This is a genomic window from Mycolicibacterium agri, assembly GCF_002553505.1.
Lineage (GTDB): Bacteria > Actinomycetota > Actinomycetes > Mycobacteriales > Mycobacteriaceae > Mycobacterium > Mycobacterium agri.
This window is the reverse complement of the sequence record NZ_PDCP01000034.1, coordinates 1-17364: the sequence shown is the minus strand read 5'-3', so window position 1 is coordinate 17364 and position 17364 is coordinate 1. Positions and strand designations below refer to the sequence as shown.

The following is a 17364-nucleotide window of genomic DNA, read 5'->3' as shown; positions in this document are numbered from 1 at the left end:
CGAGATGACTTCTACAGGTCGTTCAGCGCCGCCACGCACGCGGCGCCGAGCACCGACGGGTCGGCGCCCATTTCGTCGAGCGTGACCGTCCGCAACGCCGCCCGCGGCGCCGCCGCCACCCATTCCAGCGCGACCTCGAGCGGATGCACCGGATCGTCCACCGCGGCGGCCACCCCCATCGGCGCCGCCAACGTCTCCAGTTCGGTGCAGGTCGGTGCGACATAGCGGGAGGCGGCGTCCATGGCGTCGGGCAGCGCAGGCCACTGTCCGAGCCAGGAACGGGTCAGCTCGTCGGCCAACCAGGGCGGACTCGACGCCCGCATCTGCGCGGTGGCCGACACCAGGCCGTCGCGGCGCAGCACGTCGGCGGAGTAGCGGGCGGCCTGCGCGGCGGGTGCGCTCTGCGGTGATCCGGACCACGCCGGCAGCGCGGCCAGCACCGCCACCGCGAGGCTCGGGTGCGACAACGCCCAGTGGGTCGCCACCGCCGCCCCGATGGACACCCCGCCCACCGCGATCGGGCCGGTTCGGGCGGCGCTGTCGAGGTCGGCGACGTAGCCGTCGATGAGTCGGTCGGGTTGCGGCGCAGGCGTTACCACGACGGCGCCGGCGTCGTGCAGGGCGGCGGCGAAGGCCCGGTAGACGTAGTCATCGTCGGATCCGGTGCCGGGCAATAGGACCGCCGTCACACCCCGTAGATCGACCGCCATAAATTGATGGTGCAGTGTGGTTTAAATCACCGGCGTGGCGGGTCATCCCGGTCATGGCGTCTCGGCAGTAAGAGGTCTACCGTGGCGTTGGTTGTGAATCCACGGTGGATTCACAGAGAAATGGCGGGAGGCGCCATGGCTACGGCCGAAGGGTATCTACGCCGGCTCACACGTCGGCTTACAGAAGACCCGGAGCAACTCGACGTCGCGGAACTGACCGAAGAAGCCGCCAACACCGGCGCGCAGAAAGCGATTGACTGCCAACGCGGCCAAGAAGTGACGATGGTCGGCACTTTGCGCAGTGTCGAAACCAACGCCAAGGGCTGCGCGGGCGGCATCAAGGCCGAACTATTCGACGGCACCGACACGGTGATGCTGGTCTGGCTCGGCCAGCGTCGAATCCCCGGCATCGAGTCCGGGCGCACGCTGCGCGTGCACGGACGGATGGGCAAGCTGGAGAACGGCACCAAAGCGATCTACAACCCGCACTACGAAATTCAGAAGTAGCGCGTCTTTAGATGTAGAGATCGCGATCACAGTCGCGCGACCCCGTACCGTTGACTTGTGACCGAAAAGCGATCCGGCGCCCAGGTCCTGCTCAAGCAGATGGGCGGCATCAGCGGAATGATTCATTCCTCCCTACCCGTCGTGGTGTTCGTGCCTGTCTCGTCGCTGTTCGGGCTGATGCCCGCGATCATCTCGGCGGTGGGGGTGGCCGCGCTGGTTCTGGTGTGGCGGCTGGCCCGTAAGGAAACCGCCCAGCCGGCGGTCTCGGGCTTTATCGGCGTCGCGTTCTGCGCACTGATCGCCTATGTGCTGGGTGAATCCAAGGGCTATTTCCTGTGGGGCATCTGGGTGTCGCTGTTCTGGGCGGTGGTCTTCCTGATCTCCGTGCTCATCCGCAGGCCCGTCGTCGGCTACATCTGGAACTGGGTCCACACCCACGACTCCCGCTGGCGCGAGGTGCGCCGAGCGGTGCTTGCCTTCGACCTCGCCACGATGACCTGGGTGCTGGTGTTCGCGTCCCGCTTCGTCGTGCAGCGCCACCTCTACGACGCCGACGAGACGGGATGGCTCGGGGTCGCACGCATCGCGATGGGATGGCCGCTGACGGCGCTGGCGGCGCTGGTGACGTATCTGGCCATCCGGTCGGCGCAGCGGGCCATCCACGCCGCGCATCCACCGGCCCCGGCGGAAGCCGACGTCGACGACGTCGAGACCGACGAACCGGCGAAGACCGAGGACGCAGTGCAGGAAAGCTAGTTGGCCGACACCCGCGCCAACACCGACCGGCCGCTGCTGGCGGTCGCCATTCTCGCCTCGTTCGTGGCGTTTCTGGACGGCTCGGTGGTCAACCTCGCGCTGCCGGCGATCGACAGCGACTTCGGCGGCGGGCTGGCGCTGCAGCAGTGGGTGGTGGACGGCTACCTGCTCACCCTCGGCGCGCTGATCCTTGTCGCAGGCGCGGTGTCCGACACCTTCGGCCGGTTGCTCGTGCTGCGGGTGGGTCTGGGTGTCTTCGCCGCCTCGTCGCTGCTGTGTGCGTTCGCGCTGAGCGGCGCGATGCTGGTGGCGGCGCGGTGCCTGCAGGGCGTCGGCGCCGCGTTCCTGGTGCCGAGCTCGCTGGCGATGATCAATGCCCGGTTCTCCGGCGCCGCGCAGGCCAAGGCGATCGGTTCCTGGACCGCTTGGACGGGAACGGCTTTCGTCGTCGGCCCGCTGCTCGGAGGGGTCCTTGTCGACGGGCTGAACTGGCGCTGGATCTTCGGGGTCAACATCGTGCCGTTGGCGGTCACGCTGTTTCTGACCGCCAAGGTCACCGGTGACGAATTGGCCTCGCGGCGCCGCGCCAGAATCGACGTCGTCGGCGCCGTGCTCACCGCCGTCGGCCTGACCGGTGCCGTCTACGCGTTGATCGAACAGCAACGCCTCGGGCTGTCGCACCCTTCGGTGATGGTCGCGTTGGTGCTCGGAATCGCTTGTCTGGCAGCGTTTCCGCTATGGGAAGCCAGGACGGCGCATCCGATGATGCCGCTGGAAATCTTCGCCGCCCGCAACTTCGCCGTCAGCAATCTCGCGACGGTGTTCTTCTATGCCGCGGTGTCGTTGGGGACGCTGCTGGTGGTGCTGTTTCTTCAAGAGACCGCGGGCATGTCGGCCATTGAGGCGGGCGTCGCGACGCTGCCGATCCCGGTTTTCTCGTTCGCGCTGGCGCGACGGTTCGGCGCGCTCGCCGGCCGACACGGACCGCGGGCGTACATGGCTTTGGGGCCGGTCATCGCCGCGGCGGGCTACCTGCTGATGACCCGTGCGGGCGAACCGTTCAACTTCTGGACTCAGCTGCTACCGGGTCTGGTGGTGTTCGGGTTCGGGCTGTCGATGACGGTGTCGCCGCTGACGGCAGCCATCCTGGCCGCGGTCAATCCGGAGCAGAGCGGCATCGGGTCGGCGATCAACAACGCCATCTCCCGCATCGCGGGACTGATCGCAATAGCCTTCATGGGTGTAATCGTCGGCAACACAATCGATTTCGCCGGTTTCCGGCAGGGCGCGTATGTGACCGTGGCGCTGTTCGTGAGCGCCGGACTCGTCTCCTGGGCGGGCATCCGAAACCAGGAGTACGACTACAGCCGGGTGTCGGCGAAGACCGTGGCGCACTTCCATAGCCGGGCGATACCGCCGCCGGCGTATCCGACCGGCACGCGTTAGCGCGGCTGCGGGTGCAGCAGTAGTTCGCGCAGCTCGTCTTCGACCTCGGTGATCGCGACGAACAGCAGCTCGTCACCGCCTTCCAGCGGCTCGTCGGCCTGCGGCACGATCACCCGTGAGCCGCGCAGGATCGTCACCAGCGCGGCGTCGCGGGGGAGTTGCAGCTTGCGCAGCGGCTTGCCACCCCACGGCGTGTCGACCGGAAGCGTGATCTCGATCAGGTTGGCCTGCCCGGTGCGGAACTCCATCAGGTGCACCAGGTCGCCGACGGCGACGGCCTCCTCCACCAGCGAGGCCAGCATCCGTGGAGTGGACACCGCGACGTCGACGCCCCACGCCTCGTCGAACAGCCACTCGTTGCGGGGGTCGTTGACACGGGCCACCACGCGCGGCACCGCGAACTCGGTCTTGGCCAGCAGGCTGACCACGACGTTGACCTTGTCGTCACCGCTGGCGGCGATCACCACGTCGAAATCCTCGAGATGCACCGACTCCAGCAGGCTGAGCTCGCACGCGTCGCCGAGACGCCAGTGCGCGCCCGGAATGGCATCGACGTCGATGTGGTCCGGGTTGCGCTCCAGCAGCGTGACCTCGTGCTCGTTTTCCAGCAGCTCGCGGGCGATGGACCGGCCGACCGCGCCCGCACCGGCGATAGCGACCTTCATCAGCCCTCGCTGTCCTCGCTCGGCGGCTGCGCCGCAATGGCCAGCGCCTCGCCGATGCGTCCGGCGATGGCGGCCAGATATACCTGGTCACCGGCCTGGATCACGGTCTTCTGCTCAGGCAGCAGCCCGCCGCCGAACCGGATCATGAACGCCACCCGTCCCCCGGTGGCCGCCTCCAGCTCGCTCACCCGGCGGCCCACCCAGCCTTCGTGCAACGCCAGTTCGGCTACGCCGACGTTGCCGGTCGGGTCGCGCCACTTCGTGGTTTCCGTCTCGCGGGTCAAGACGTTGAGCAGCCGGTCCGTGGTCCACGGCACGGTGGCCACGGTCGGAATGCCGAGGCGCTCGTAGACCTTGGCGCGTTTGGCGTCGTAGATGCGGGCCACCACGCGCTCGACGCCGAAGGTCTCCCTGGCGACCCGCGCCGAGATGATGTTCGAGTTGTCGCCGGAGGACACGGCCGCGAACGCGGAAGCCTCCTCGATGCCCGCCCGCAGCAGGACATCACGGTCGAAACCCATGCCCAGCACCCGTTCGCCGGGGAACTCGGGGGACAGGCGGTTGAACGCCGTGCTGTCACGGTCGATGACTGCGACATCGTGGCCGATCCGGGCCAGGCCGTCGGCCAGCGATGCGCCCACCCGGCCGCATCCCATCACCACTACTCGCACCTTCGCGGTCCTTTCGGCTGCAGCTTGAAATCGCCGTCTTCAAGTCTGCGCACTGGGAACGCTACCGCCAATCTCGTCTGGGCTTACTCTTGGCTCTCGTGTCCAAGCTTTCGACCGCCGCCCGGCGGCTGGTCCTCGGCAGACCTTTCCGCAGCGACAGGCTCTCCCACACGCTTCTGCCCAAGCGGATCGCCCTGCCGGTGTTTGCTTCCGATGCGCTCTCCTCGACGGCCTACGCGCCCGAGGAGATCTTTCTGGTGCTGTCGGTGGCCGGCCTGGCGTCCTATTCCATGGCGCCGTGGATCGGGCTGGCAGTCGGCGCCGTGATGCTGATCGTGATCGCCAGCTACCGCCAGAACGTGCACGCATATCCGTCCGGCGGCGGCGACTACGAGGTGGTGACGACCAACCTCGGCGCCACCGCGGGCTTGACGGTGGCCAGCGCCCTGCTGGTGGACTACATGCTCACCGTCGCGGTGTCGATGTCATCGGCGATGTCCAACATCGGCTCGGCCGTGCCGTTCATCAACCAGCACAAGGTGCTGTTCGCCGTCCTCGCTGTCCTGATTCTGGCCGCGGCGAACCTGCGCGGCATCCGCGAATCCGGCACCGCGTTCGCCATCCCGACATACGCCTTCATCGTCGGCATCTTCACCATGCTGGGCTGGGGCTTCTTTCAGATATTCGTGCTCGACACCCCGCTGCGCGCCGAATCGGCCGGCTTCGAATTACACGCCGAACACGGTGACGTGCTCGGGTTCGCGATGGTGTTCCTTGTGGCCAGGGCGTTCTCGTCGGGTTGCGCGGCGCTGACGGGTGTGGAGGCCATCAGCAACGGAGTACCCGCGTTCCGGAAACCGAAGTCCCGCAACGCCGCAACGACGCTGCTGATGCTCGGCATCATCGCGGTGACGCTGTTCATGGGCATCGTGATGCTGGCAAGGGAAACAGGCGTGCAGATCGCCGAACGCCCGCACGAGCAGCTCATCGGCGCCCCGCCCGACTACCACCAGAAGACACTGATCGCCCAGCTCGCCGACGCTGTCTTCCACGACTTTCCGCTCGGCCTGTATCTGATCGCCGGGGTGACCGCGCTGATCCTGGCGCTGGCCGCCAACACCGCCTTCAACGGGTTCCCCGTGCTGGGTTCGATTCTGGCGCAGGCCAGTTACCTGCCCCGCCAACTGCACACCCGCGGCGACCGGCTGGCGTTCTCCAACGGCATTCTGTTCTTGGCGTTCGCGGCGATCGCGTTCATCGTCGCGTTCCAGGCGCAGGTGACCGCCCTGATTCAGCTGTACATCGTCGGCGTGTTCGTATCGTTCACCCTCAGCCAGATCGGCATGGTCCGGCACTGGACCCGGCTGCTCGGCGTCGAGAACGATCCCGCCGCGCGCACCAAGATGCAGCGGTCACGAATCATCAACGCCGTGGGCTGCGTGTGCACCGGCATCGTGCTGGTCATTGTCGTCGTCACGAAGTTCGTCGCAGGCGCCTGGATCGCGATCCTCACGATGGCCCTCCTGTTCCTCATGATGAAGGCCATTCACAAGCATTACGCCACGGTCGCGCGCGAACTGGAGGAGCAGCGCGCCGCCCAGGAGGACGGCATGGTGCTGCCCAGCCGCAACCACGCCATCGTGTTGGTGTCCAAACTGCACCTGCCGACGCTGCGCGCGCTGGCGTACGCCCGCGCCACCCGGCCCGACGAGCTGGAGGCCATCACCGTCAGCGTGGACGACGCCGAAACCCGCGAGTTGGTGCACAAGTGGGAGGAGAGCGACATCACGGTGCCGCTCAAGGTGATCGCATCGCCCTACCGCGAAATCACCCGTCCCGTGCTCGACTACGTCAAACGGATCAGCAAGGAGTCGCCACGCACCGTCGTCACGGTGTTCATCCCCGAATACGTCGTCGGCCATTGGTGGGAACAGTTGTTACACAACCAAAGCGCGCTGCGGCTGAAGGGCAGGCTGCGGTTCATGCCGAACGTGATGGTGACTTCGGTGCCCTGGCAGTTGAGTTCGTCGGAGCGGTTGAAAACACTACAGCCGCATGCCGCCCCGGGTGACGCTCGACGAGGCTTCCTGGAGTGATCGGCGAACTGACACTGGTCACCGGTCCGCCGGCCAACGGGGGAAGCTGCATCGCCCGCCACGAAGGCCGGGTGGTTTTCGTGCGCTACGCACTGCCCGACGAACGCGTGCGGGTGAGGGTGGTGGCCGACCGCGGATCGTATTGGCACGCCGACGTTATCGAGGTACTCGACCCCTCGCCGGATCGCATCGAACCGCTGTGCCCGATCGCGGGTGTCGACGGGGCGGGGTGCTGCGATCTGGCGTTCGCCACACCCGAGGCGGCACGCCGGCTCAAGGGCGCCGTCGTGGCCAACCAGCTGGCGAAGTTGGGCGGCTACCGCTGGCGGGACGAATCCGAGGCGACGGCCGAACCGCTCGGCACGGGTGAGGCCAGGGGATGGCGCACCAGGGTCCGGCTGGACACCTCCGACGACGGTCGCGCCGGATTTCACCGTTACCACAGCGCGGAGCTTGTCACCGAGCTGCGCTGCGGACAATTGCCGCAGGGGGCTCTCGACGGTCTGAGCGAGAACGGTTGGCCGGCGGGCGCGCATCTCTACGTCGCGCTCGACGACGACGGCGCCCGCCACGTCGTGCAGTCCGGCCCTCGGGTCGGCAAGCGCACGTCGACACGCGTCGTCGAGGGCGCCTACGAGGCGACGCAGCGGGTCAACGGCCGGGTGTGGCGCGTTCCGGTGACGGCGTTCTGGCAGGCCCACCGCGACGCGGCCCGGTGCTACAGCGCCCTGGTGGCCGAATGGGCGCAAGCCCGCGAGGGCATGGTGGCGTGGGACTTGTACGGCGGGGCGGGCATTTTCGCCGCCGTGCTCGGCGAAGCCGTCGGCGAATCCGGTCGAGTCGTCAGCGTCGACACCTCGCGTGGCGCATCGCGCTCGGCGCGGGCGGCGCTCGTCGACCTGCCCAGCGTCTCGGTCGTCACCGATTCGGTGCGACGTGCGCTCGCCGATCAGCCCGGGCGCGCCGACGTGGCGGTGCTGGACCCGCCGCGCTCGGGCGCCGGCCGAGAGGTGATCGACCTCCTGGCCGCCGCCGAGGTACCGCGGATCATCCACATCGGTTGCGAAGCGGCGTCATTCGCGCGCGACATCGGCCTGTACCTGTCGCACGGCTATCGCGTGGCGGAGCTTCGGGTGTTCGACTCCTTCCCGCTCACCCACCACATCGAAAGCGCCGCGCTGCTGACCCGTTAGCGCGTCGCGGTGTCGGGCCCGAACTCGTTGGCGACGACGGTGACAGCGTTCGCCGGGAATCCGCCACGGCGAGCATGCTCGCGGATGGCCTCTTCGTCGTCGGCTTCGTGGATGCAGTACACCTTGTCGCCGGCGACATAGCTGGTGATCCACCGGTACGGCACCCCCAATGAGGCAACGACGTCGTTGGACTTGGATGCGATCGCGGCCAACTCCTGCTGGCTCAGGTCGCTGGCGCCGGGAATCTCGCGTTCGATGACGTAGCGCTTCATGGTGTTTTCGCTCCTGTTGGTTATCGGTCGCCCGACTGTGTGGCGGGCAGGGTCAACGCTGCGGCAGACTTGGCGCCTGCACATGGGGAGAAGTTCCCCATCTTTGTGCCTGTTTGGCTATTTGTGCTGTTCGGCGGACTACGATCGACCCTCGTGATGCTCGCCGGCCGGGATCACCAGCTCGGCGAGATCATCGCCAGGGCCGACGATGCGCGAGCCGGCCGCGGCGGCATGCTTTTCGTCACCGGCGAGTCCGGTGCGGGGAAGACCGCCTTCGTCGAATCCTTCATCGAGCGCTGGGTGAGCGATGAGCGCGTGCTGTGGGGCGCGTGCGACCCGCTGCCCACCCCGCGCCCGCTTGGGCCCGTTCACGACGTCGCGCACCCGGCTTGCGCCTACCACGCAGACGGTGTTGGCCGAAAGCGCGGTGGCCTATGACATATTCACCGCCGTCTCCGAAGATTTGCGCGCCGCGCCGTCGGTGTTCGTTCTCGACGACCTGCAGTGGGCCGATCAGGGCACGATCGATCTGCTGCGGTTCGTGTTGCGGCGCGTCGGGCGGACGCGGTCGCTTGCCGTCGGCATCGTCCGTGACGACGAGGTGGGCGTCGCACATCCGTTGCGGGAGTTGCTCGGTGATGTCGCACGCTCGCCACGGGCGGTGTCGCTGGCGCTGCCGCCGCTGGAACCCGACGCCGTCGCACGGCTTGCCTCGGCAAGCGCGGTGGATTCTGTGTGGCTGCACCGCGTCACGGGCGGCAACGCGTTCTTCGTGTGCGAGATGCTCGCGCATGGCGGCGCGCAGACCGACCTGCCCACTACTGTGCGAGACGCCGTGCTGGCCCGCACGAGGAAGCTCGACGCAGCCGCCTGGGATGCGCTGAACCTGTTGAGCTGCTCGCCGGGCGCGGTGCCCGACGGCCTGCTCGCCGATCTGGGCGTGACGCTGCCCGCGTTGCGGCAGCTGTCCGACGCAGGGTTGATCGCGAGGGGGAGCCGCGGGGTGGCGTTACGCCACGATCTGTGCCGCGGCGCGCTGCGCAGCGTGCTCCCGCCCGGCGCCGAGGCCGGTCTGCACCGGCGCCTCCTCGATGCGTATGAAGCTGCGCCACAAGCAGATCCGGCGGTGCTGACCTTCCACGCGCTCGGCGCGGGCGACGAGTCGCGGATCAGGGCGGCCGCGTACGACGCGGGGGTCGCGGCGGCCCGCGCCGGCGCGCACACGCAGGCCGTCGAATTCCTCAACATCGCGCTGGAGCACGGTGGTGCGGCAACGGCCGCCGACGAGGCCGAACTCCTCGAGTGGATCGCGTGGGAGTCGTATTTGATCGACAAGCTGCCGGACGCCATCGTTGCCTGCAGCCGCGCACTGCGGGTCCGGCAGCAACTGGGTGACACGGCGGCCGCCAGCGCCAACCACCACGCGCTGTCGGTCTACCAGTGGTACAACGCCAACCGCGGACTCGCCGAAGATCATGCGGCCCAGGCCGTGACAGTGCTGTGCGACGCCGAGGAGGCGCAGCAGCGGGCCCAGTTGGGTCAGGCGTTCGCGATGCAGGCCTTTCTCGCGGTGCAGGCCAGCGACCTCGAGCGCACTCGGCGATCGGTGGCTCGTGCTCGCGAAATCGCGGATACGACCGGTGATTTCGCACTGCTGGTGCGGGTCCGGCTCATCGAAGGCTATGCCGCGGTGCTCACCGGCGACGCGTCCGGGCGCGACGAGATCCTGTCCATCCTGGCGTCCGCGCCGCGGCACGTCGACGAGTTGCACTCGTCCGGGTGGAGCAACCTCACCTATTTCGACGTGGAGCAACGCCGGCTGGATACCGCGGCCGAACTGTTGGACGTCAGCATCCCGCTGATGCTCGAACACGACCTGCCGATCTGTCGGGCATGGCAGCTCGGTTCCCGCGCCCGGCTGGCGCTGATGGTGGGCGAGTGGGACGACGCCACCGCGGACGCCGACCGTGTCCTCGACGGCCCCAGCGCCCCGCTGGCCAGGACCTGGCCGTCGCTCATCCGCGGGCTGGTGGATTTGCGCAGACACGGCACAGGGGTGGCCGCGCTCGACGAGGCTTGGCAGCTGGCGTGCCGGTTCGCCGAACCGATCCGGATGCTTCCCGCCGCCGCGGCCATTGTCGAAAGGTGCTGGCTCACCGGCGCTTCCGACAATCGTTTAGCGCTGTGCCGCGACATGCTGTCCGACGGCCCGGTTGCCGGACTGGAGTGGTCGCGCGGCGAACTTGCGGTGTGGCTGCGACGGGTGGGACAGCGTGTCGAGGCGGCGGGCGTCGCGGAACCGTACCGGCTGGCTCTCGACGGGGCGGCCGAGGCGGCGGCCGACGAGTTCCACCGGCTCTCGATGCCGTACGACGCCGCGCTGGCGTTGCTCGACGGCGGTGTCCCGCTCGCGGCGCGCGCACTCGACATCCTGGACCGGCTGGGCGCCGACGCCGTCGCCGCGAAGGTGCGCCGCGATCTGCGGGCGTGCGGGCAATCCGTCGTGCCTGCGCGGCGGCGGTCAACCACCCTGGCCAACCCCGCGGGCCTCACCGCGCGGCAGGTCGACGTGCTGCGGCTGCTCGACGACGGGCTGACGAACACCGAAATGGCCGACCGCCTGTTCCTTTCGGCCAAGACCGTCGACCATCACGTGTCGGCGATCCTGGCCAAGCTCGAGGTGAACAAGCGCCGCGACGCGGTCCGCAAGGCCCGCGAGCTGGGGCTCCTGGCTTAGCGGTGCCGCCTGCTGCGCACCGGGTTGTACGGGGTGGGGTCGATGTCGGGTGCGCGCCTGTCGACCAGGTCGGCCAGCATCCGCGCCGAACCGCACGCCATCGTCCAGCCGATATGGCCGTGGCCGGTGTTGAAATACAGGTTGTCCAGTCGCCAGAGCCCGATCAGCGGCGGCCCGTCGGGCGTCATCGGGCGCAGGCCCGTGCGGTAGCGCGCACCATCCCAATCGATCGCACCGGGGAACAACTGGTTGGCGGTGGCGACGATGCCCGCATAATCCCGTGGCGACGAACTACGGTCGTAGCCAACGAATTCCGCGCTGGCCGACATACGGATTTCGGCGCCGAAGCGCGACCAGGCGACCAGGGTGCGCTCGTCGATGCCGCCGACGTACGGGGCGCGCTCGGGATCCTTGACCGGTGCGGTCAGCGAGTAGCCCTTGGCCGGATACACCGGAATGTCGAGACCGATCGACCTGGTCAGTAGCGGGCTGGCGGCGCCGGCGGCCAGCACGACGGCCTCCGAGCGGACAGGGCCGTCGGCCGTGTGGACCTCGGTGACGCTGGATCCCGTCGGTGCTCAGCGCGGTGACCGGCGTCGACAAGTGAAACTGCACACCGAGCCTGCGGCACGTTTCGGCCAGTCCGACCGCGAACCGGTGCGGATCACCTGAGGCATCGGACGTGTCGTGAATGGCGCCGACGATCGGGGCGCTGCTGTGCCGCAGTGCGGGTTCGACGGCGACCAACTCGTCGGCGTCGAGCAGCCGCTGGTTTCGGCCGTGTTCGACAAGTAGCTGGGATTTGTCTTGCGCGGAACGGAATTCAGCTTGGTCGCGGTAGAGGTAGAGCACCCCTTTGTCGGTGTGGCAGAACTCCAGGCCCTCGCGGTGGGCGAGTTCGTCGGTCAACTGCTGGCTGTAGCGGGCAAGCGTGAACTTGGCGAGCGTGTTCGCCCGCGAGCGCGCCGGTGTGCACTCCCGCAGGAACTTCACGCCCCACCGGATCAGGTCGGCGTCGACACGGGGGGTGAGTTTGATCGAGGTCTCTGCCCCGAACAGCGACCGCACCAGCATCCGCGGCGCGCTGGGGGAGGCCCACGCGTAGGAATGGCCGGGAGCGATCAACCCTCCGGTGCTGGCGCTGGTGTCGGCGGCCACCTCGGAGCGGCGGTCGTACACGTGCACCTCGTGGCCGCGCTCGGCCAGCGCGTGCGCTGTCGTGACGCCGACGATGCCGGCGCCGATCACAACGATCTTCATGTAGTTGGCTCCTCAGTGTCGTTGCCGCGTACCACTTCTCGAACGTAGAACCGCCAGCCGAGGAACCCGACGACGAGGGTCACGACGATGACGAGGACGGGCACGCCGTAGTAGAGCAGATAGCCGATCATGCCGATCCTCCTTGCCTGACGAGGGGCGCTTGCCTGCGGCGTGGATAGCGTTTCCCGGTCGCCGCCGCGACGGCCGTATAGACGATCAGATTGGCCAGGACGCCGGGAATCAGGCCGTCGTCGAGCCCGAACGGTCCGCCGAGGACCCACTGCCAGACCGCAGTGACGACGGCGCCGGTGGCGATGGCGGCGAGTGCCGCAGGCGCCGAGCGTACCCCGAACAGAACGGCGCCGAAGAGCGGAACGATGATGGTGGGCGCCCACAGCGAGTAGCTGTACAGGAGTGCGTCGACGATGGTGGGCACGCTCAACGCGAACACCGTCGCCGCCGCCCCGACGATGACACTCGTCACCCGCTCGAGGGTCAGCGACCGCTCGGAGGGCAGGCCGCTCGACCGGATCGGCTGGTAGATGTCCTTGGTCAGCACCACCGCCGTCGAGTTGAGATACGAACTGGCAGTGGACATCACGACGGCGAGTAGGGCAGCTACAACCAACCCGAGGATGCCGATAGGCATCAGGTTCATCACCACCGTCGGCAGCGCCTGGTCGCTCTCGATGTCGGGGTAGAGCACAAATGCGACGAGGCCGATGGACGCCGAGACGAAGTAGAAGAAGAACGAGAAGACGCCCGCCGTGGTGAATCCGATCCGGGCGTGCCGTGAGTCGGGGGTGGAGAAGGTGCGTTGCGCATACGGCGGCACCAGCGTTTCGCCGAGCAGCAGCGCGCAGAACAACGTCAGGAATTTCAGCGCGCTGTAGTCACCGAACATCGAAAGATGCGACGCCGGAACCTCACTGAGCAACGCGTTCGGGCCACCGATCGCGTGCAGGCCGATCAGCAGTGCGACCGGCAGGAACACGCCGAGGACACGAACTGGACCATGTCGGTCTGGATCACCGCCCACGCGCCGCCGAAGGACGAATACAGCACCACGATGCCCATGCCGAGGATGACCGCGGGCCCGGTCGGCACGTCGAGGGTGGCGTTGACGATGGTGCCGATCGCCAACGCCTGTGCGCCGAGAATGCCTGCGCACAGCGCCACCGACAGCACACCGGTGACGATGCGGGCCGGCTTTCCGTAGTGTTCCTCCATCACGTCGCCCAACGTGTGCGCGCCGGCGTAGTTCTTCAGTCGCGGCGCGATCAGAAGCCCGACCAGCACGGTCTGGATGCCGAACGCGCAGAACGCGAACATATAGACGTAGCCGTCGCGCATCGTTGCGCCGGCGAAGCCGATCGATGCGCCACCGCCGAGGAAGGCGGCCGCCAGGCTGCCGAAGAAGACCGGCCAGATGATCCTGTTGCCGGCGACCGCGAAGTCGTCGGGGTCCTTCACCCGCTTCATCGTCTGGACGCCGATCACGATCAGCAGTGCGAAATACCCGGCGATCATGATCCAGTCGAGTGCTGTCATCCCCACTCCCTTGCCGACGAACGCCGCCATCGTAAAAAGTGCGCGTGACCGCGGTCACTAGGCAAACCGACTAGCATTCGAGCTGCTATCGCTCACGAACTGTGCACTATGCCTAACCAACAGGAGCTTCATGCTCGGACAGGCGCTGGCCCAGCAGATCGCCAACGAGATCACCGACGTCATCGGACACAACGTGCTGATCACCGACCAGACGGGAATCGTGGTGGGCAGCGGCGACGAGTCCCGCGTCGGGCAGTTCCATGAGGCATCCGTCGAGGTGATCCGCAGCAGACGCACGATGGCGCATTCCGCCGAGGACGTCCGCGATCTGGTCGGCACACTGCCCGGGGTCACGGTTCCGCTCATCATCGACGACGAAGTGGTGGGCACCGTCGGCCTCTCCGGGGCTCCGCAGGAGGTCGAGCGGTTCGGTCTCGTCGTCAAGAGGCAGACCGAGATCCTGATGCAGGAGGCGGCCCGAATCGGGTTGCAGGTCACCCAGGAGCGCGCGGGCGCCGAGCTGCTGCGCGAGATCTGCGAGTGGCATCACGCCGGCGGCGAGAAGGCGCAGCTGTTGCGGCGAGCCCGCACGCTCGGACACGACCTGAACGTGCCGCGGCGGATCGTGCTTGTTCAGGGCGTCAGCACAGCCGGGGAAGGGGATTCCGAACCGCTCGTCCGCGCCGTGTCGAAGGCGCTCGGCAGCGAGCGGCGACTGGTGGCGCTCCTGGCGCGAATGGTGGTCGCGGTGGCGCTGCTGTCCGATGAAACCGCGCAGCGTTGCGCGGATTTCGTCCGCGAAGCCGACGAGCGCGGTTTGCGGGTACGGGTCGCGATCGGATCGGCAGGCAAGGGCGTCGCCGAGTTGAACCTGTCGGCTCGCGACGCCTTCGACGCGCTGCAACTGGGTCCGATCGCTCACCCGCACAACACGATTCATCAAATCGACGATGTGCGGCTGCAGCAGGCGCTGGCCGTGGTGCCGATCGATTCGCGCACGCGTCTGGTACACGCGATGCTCGCGCCGTTACTGGCCGACCGGGACTGGCCCACGCTGCGGTCGACGTTGATCGCCTGGGCCGACAACGCCTTCAACACCACACGGGCGGCCAATCAACTCCACGTGCATCGCAACACGCTCATCTACCGACTCGACAGGATCGCCAAACTGCTGGACCGCAAGCGCGACGAGCCGGGGCTCGCGGTGGCGCTGTATGTCACGTGCGTGATCGACGAGCTGGGTCGGTGAAGTGCCGCGCCAGCCGTCGCTGCCGGTGACTGAACAGGGCGCCGACAGCGGGCCCGACGACCGGTGTCAGCCACCGCAGCGGCGTGCGCATCTCGAACGTGAGCCGGTCGCGGACAAGGGTTTTGGTTTCGCCCTGCGGTTCGAGGGTGCGTTCGTGGCGCCACAGCCGCATGGACGCCATCGTCGACTCCTCGTGAAAGCCGCGACCCGGCCACAGCTCGACGAGCATCAAGTTGTCGTAGTCGAACGGCACCACGCCGAACAGCCGCATCCAGCAGCGGCCCACCGGGGTGCCGACCGGGATGGTGTCGACGGTCAGCGATTCCCGGCCGCGTGGCATCGACATCGTCATCCACGGCCGCAGTTCGTCGTTGATGCCCTCCTGGGTCACGATGCGCTCCCACACCCGCTCCGCCGGTGCGTCGATGACGGCGGCTCGCTCGACGATCATGGTTCGACGGTAGCGCTGCACGCCACGCCGTTATGGGTCTACGTTCTGCTTCTGGTCTGATGCCACCGCTCGACCAGCGCCGGGATTTCGCTGGACAGGAATTCGTAGAAATCGCGCATTTCGGTCAGACGTTCACGCGCCAGGCTGCCGTTCTCGGTCGCAGCGATGCCCGCCTGCGCCGCCGCCCGGATGGCCCCGATCACCTCGTTCTGGTTCGTGTACAGCACCGCCCAAGCGTTGTCGCGCAGCCGGTAGTGCTCGCGTCGGCTGGTCGGCGCGGGCACCCTCTCGGCCAGACCGACTGAGATCAGCATCTTCAATGCGCCCGATATCCCGCCGGCGCTGGCCTGCAACCGGTCGGCCAGCTCGCCGGCCGTCATCGTCGGCTGCTCGGTGAACAGCAGGGTGGCCAGCACGCGGGCGGTCATTCGTTGCAGCCCGTGGTTGGTGAGGACAAGGGCAAGCTCTTCGGCTGCGTCCTGCCCGACGAGATCGGCCACGGTCATCCCTTTTTCAGTGTCTTCACTGTCTTCAGTAATCTCTGAAATGTCAGTATAGTGGCTCGTGGTGCTCCGGGAAGTCTGGTCGGAACGAATCAAGCGCTCCTTCGGAAGGACTTCGCCGGACATGGACACCACAGCGTCGGCAACCGCATCGAGCACCGTTGCCACAGAGGTCATCCGCGTGCGCGGGTTGACATACCGATATCCGAAGTCGGCAGAGCCGGCGGTGCGGGGCATGGACTTCTCGGTGAGCCGCGGCGAGATCTTCGGCTTCCTCGGGCCGAGCGGGGCGGGCAAGTCCACCACACAGAAAATCCTGATCGGGCTGCTACGCGGGCACGGCGGCGAGAGCACGGTGTGGGGGAAGGATCCGCTCGCGTGGGGGCCGGACTACTACGAGCGGATCGGCGTCTCGTTCGAATTGCCCAACCACTACCAGAAACTCACCGGACTGGAGAACCTGCAGTTCTTCGCGTCGCTGTACTCGGTCGACACAGTCGACCCGATGACGCTACTGCGCGCTGTCGGGCTGGCAGACGACGCCAACACCCGAGTCGGCAAGTACTCCAAGGGTATGCAGATGCGCCTGACATTCGCGCGGTCGCTGATCAATGACCCGGAGCTGCTCTTCCTGGACGAGCCGACGTCGGGGCTGGACCCCGTCAACGCCCGCAAGGTCAAAGACATCATCCTGGACATGAAGGCGCGTGGCCGCACGGTGTTTCTGACCACCCACGACATGGTCACCGCCGACGAGCTCTGCGACAGGGTCGCTTTCGTGGTCGACGGACGCATCGTTGCCATGGACACCCCGACCGAGCCCAAGATCGCCCGCAGCCAGCGGCGGGTGCGGGTCGAATACCGTGCTGCGAACGGAGAACTGGAAGTCAGCGAATTCGACCTGGACGGTCTGGCTGATGATCCGGTGTTTCACGACGTGCTGCGACACCATCGCGTCGAAACCATCCACAGCCGGGAGGCGACACTCGACGACGTCTTCGTCGAGACCACCGGGAGGTGGCTGACGTGATACGGGTCGTCAACGCGCTGCGCCTGGAAGTCACCCTCGCGCGAAGGCAGAAGTTCCTCCACGCCGCGATCTTCTCCGGCCTGATCTGGCTCGCCGTGCTGCTACCGATGACACCGCGCCTGCGTGCGATCGCCGAGCCGTACATCCTGTTGGGGGACATCTCGATCATCGGCTTCTTCTTCATCGGCTTCCTTACCTTTCTTGAAGGGTGTTTGGGGTCGTCGGCCTTAGGCTTCGAATCACCCAGGGATGTCGGGTATGGCTTTC

20 protein-coding genes and 1 pseudogene are annotated in these 17364 nt (G+C 67.4%); 10 read left to right on the top strand and 11 right to left on the bottom strand.

Features of this window, described 5'->3' with window-relative positions; genetic code table 11:
- Positions 1 to 11: 11 nt before the first annotated feature.
- Positions 12 to 710 carry an alpha/beta fold hydrolase gene (locus CQY20_RS18695; RefSeq protein WP_097941579.1) on the bottom strand — a complete coding sequence of 233 codons (699 nt, stop codon included), beginning with the start codon at positions 708 to 710 and terminating at the stop codon, positions 12 to 14.
- Between the two features lie 135 nt (positions 711 to 845).
- On the opposite strand from CQY20_RS18695, the gene CQY20_RS18690 reads away from it, so the two are divergent.
- The 3 genes from CQY20_RS18690 to CQY20_RS18680 all read left to right on the top strand — a co-directional run bounded on the left by CQY20_RS18690 (position 846) and on the right by CQY20_RS18680 (position 3419).
- Entirely contained in the window at positions 846 to 1217 is a 372-nt protein-coding gene (locus CQY20_RS18690) for an OB-fold nucleic acid binding domain-containing protein (protein WP_097941578.1), read from the top strand.
- A 99-nt stretch (positions 1218 to 1316) separates the two neighbouring features.
- Positions 1317 to 1973, top strand: a complete 657-nt coding sequence (locus CQY20_RS18685) for a DUF3159 domain-containing protein (RefSeq protein ID WP_097941629.1) — start codon at positions 1317 to 1319, stop codon at positions 1971 to 1973.
- Positions 1974 to 3419: an MFS transporter gene (locus CQY20_RS18680; RefSeq protein WP_234816309.1), complete on the top strand. Its 1446-nt coding sequence runs from the start codon at positions 1974 to 1976 to the stop codon at positions 3417 to 3419. It abuts the gene before it with no gap.
- Here CQY20_RS18680 and CQY20_RS18675 read toward each other — a convergent pair.
- Together CQY20_RS18675 and CQY20_RS18670 are read right to left on the bottom strand one after the other, a co-directional pair.
- Positions 3416 to 4084, bottom strand: coding sequence for a potassium channel family protein (locus CQY20_RS18675; RefSeq protein WP_097941577.1), 669 nt, complete (start codon positions 4082 to 4084; stop codon positions 3416 to 3418). The genes CQY20_RS18680 and CQY20_RS18675 overlap by 4 nt on opposite strands.
- Positions 4084 to 4755 carry a potassium channel family protein gene (locus CQY20_RS18670; protein WP_097941576.1) on the bottom strand — a complete coding sequence of 224 codons (672 nt, stop codon included), beginning with the start codon at positions 4753 to 4755 and terminating at the stop codon, positions 4084 to 4086. Before CQY20_RS18670 ends, CQY20_RS18675 begins: the two co-directional genes overlap by 1 nt.
- A gap of 98 nt (positions 4756 to 4853) precedes the next feature.
- Here CQY20_RS18670 and CQY20_RS18665 point away from each other — a divergent pair, with 98 nt between their 5' ends.
- Positions 4854 to 6851, top strand: a complete 1998-nt coding sequence (locus CQY20_RS18665) for an APC family permease (protein ID WP_097941575.1) — start codon at positions 4854 to 4856, stop codon at positions 6849 to 6851.
- A complete protein-coding gene (locus CQY20_RS18660; RefSeq protein WP_097941627.1) occupies positions 6851 to 8044 on the top strand; it encodes a class I SAM-dependent RNA methyltransferase in 1194 nt (397 codons plus the stop codon). The genes CQY20_RS18665 and CQY20_RS18660 overlap by 1 nt, the downstream gene beginning before the upstream one ends.
- On the opposite strand, the gene CQY20_RS18655 is transcribed toward CQY20_RS18660, so the two are convergent.
- On the bottom strand, positions 8041 to 8316 hold the full coding sequence (locus tag CQY20_RS18655) for a DUF4242 domain-containing protein (RefSeq protein ID WP_097941574.1): 276 nt from the start codon (positions 8314 to 8316) through the stop codon (positions 8041 to 8043). The genes CQY20_RS18660 and CQY20_RS18655 overlap by 4 nt on opposite strands.
- A gap of 156 nt (positions 8317 to 8472) precedes the next feature.
- Here CQY20_RS18655 and CQY20_RS35535 point away from each other — a divergent pair, with 156 nt between their 5' ends.
- Positions 8473 to 8754 (top strand): AAA family ATPase, encoded by a 282-nt coding sequence (locus CQY20_RS35535; protein WP_234816312.1) that lies wholly within the window; start codon positions 8473 to 8475, stop codon positions 8752 to 8754.
- Positions 8726 to 11053: a LuxR C-terminal-related transcriptional regulator gene (locus tag CQY20_RS18650; protein WP_234816308.1), complete on the top strand. Its 2328-nt coding sequence runs from the start codon at positions 8726 to 8728 to the stop codon at positions 11051 to 11053. The genes CQY20_RS35535 and CQY20_RS18650 overlap by 29 nt, the downstream gene beginning before the upstream one ends.
- Here CQY20_RS18650 and CQY20_RS35960 read toward each other — a convergent pair.
- From CQY20_RS35960 to CQY20_RS35525, 5 genes and pseudogenes are all read right to left on the bottom strand, one after another.
- A complete protein-coding gene (locus tag CQY20_RS35960; protein ID WP_272938819.1) occupies positions 11050 to 11565 on the bottom strand; it encodes an FAD-dependent oxidoreductase in 516 nt (171 codons plus the stop codon). The genes CQY20_RS18650 and CQY20_RS35960 overlap by 4 nt on opposite strands.
- Before the next feature lie 115 nt (positions 11566 to 11680).
- Positions 11681 to 12313 (bottom strand): annotated as a pseudogene (locus tag CQY20_RS35955) (FAD-dependent oxidoreductase); the annotation flags it as partial.
- Positions 12310 to 12444: a hypothetical protein gene (locus CQY20_RS35950; RefSeq protein ID WP_272938818.1), complete on the bottom strand. Its 135-nt coding sequence runs from the start codon at positions 12442 to 12444 to the stop codon at positions 12310 to 12312. The gene CQY20_RS35950 and the pseudogene CQY20_RS35955, both read right to left, overlap by 4 nt.
- Positions 12441 to 13307, bottom strand: a complete 867-nt coding sequence (locus tag CQY20_RS35530; RefSeq protein WP_234816307.1) for a sodium:solute symporter family transporter — start codon at positions 13305 to 13307, stop codon at positions 12441 to 12443. The genes CQY20_RS35950 and CQY20_RS35530 overlap by 4 nt, the downstream gene beginning before the upstream one ends.
- Positions 13283 to 13864, bottom strand: coding sequence for a sodium:solute symporter family protein (locus CQY20_RS35525; protein WP_234816306.1), 582 nt, complete (start codon positions 13862 to 13864; stop codon positions 13283 to 13285). Before CQY20_RS35525 ends, CQY20_RS35530 begins: the two co-directional genes overlap by 25 nt.
- A 130-nt stretch (positions 13865 to 13994) precedes the next feature.
- On the opposite strand from CQY20_RS35525, the gene CQY20_RS18635 reads away from it, so the two are divergent.
- Positions 13995 to 15113 carry a CdaR family transcriptional regulator gene (locus CQY20_RS18635; RefSeq protein WP_097941573.1) on the top strand — a complete coding sequence of 373 codons (1119 nt, stop codon included), beginning with the start codon at positions 13995 to 13997 and terminating at the stop codon, positions 15111 to 15113.
- Here CQY20_RS18635 and CQY20_RS18630 read toward each other — a convergent pair.
- Both CQY20_RS18630 and CQY20_RS18625 read right to left on the bottom strand, forming a co-directional pair.
- Entirely contained in the window at positions 15082 to 15564 is a 483-nt protein-coding gene (locus tag CQY20_RS18630) for an Rv1443c family protein (protein WP_097941572.1), read from the bottom strand. The genes CQY20_RS18635 and CQY20_RS18630 overlap by 32 nt on opposite strands.
- A 38-nt stretch (positions 15565 to 15602) precedes the next feature.
- Positions 15603 to 16070 (bottom strand): GbsR/MarR family transcriptional regulator, encoded by a 468-nt coding sequence (locus CQY20_RS18625; protein WP_097941571.1) that lies wholly within the window; start codon positions 16068 to 16070, stop codon positions 15603 to 15605.
- A 121-nt stretch (positions 16071 to 16191) separates the two neighbouring features.
- Here CQY20_RS18625 and CQY20_RS18620 point away from each other — a divergent pair, with 121 nt between their 5' ends.
- Both CQY20_RS18620 and CQY20_RS18615 read left to right on the top strand, forming a co-directional pair.
- Positions 16192 to 17097, top strand: a complete 906-nt coding sequence (locus tag CQY20_RS18620; protein ID WP_097941570.1) for an ABC transporter ATP-binding protein — start codon at positions 16192 to 16194, stop codon at positions 17095 to 17097.
- The coding region (locus CQY20_RS18615; RefSeq protein WP_474630425.1) for a fluoroquinolone export ABC transporter permease subunit at positions 17094 to 17364 on the top strand (271 nt) is incomplete at its 3' end. The genes CQY20_RS18620 and CQY20_RS18615, both read left to right, overlap by 4 nt.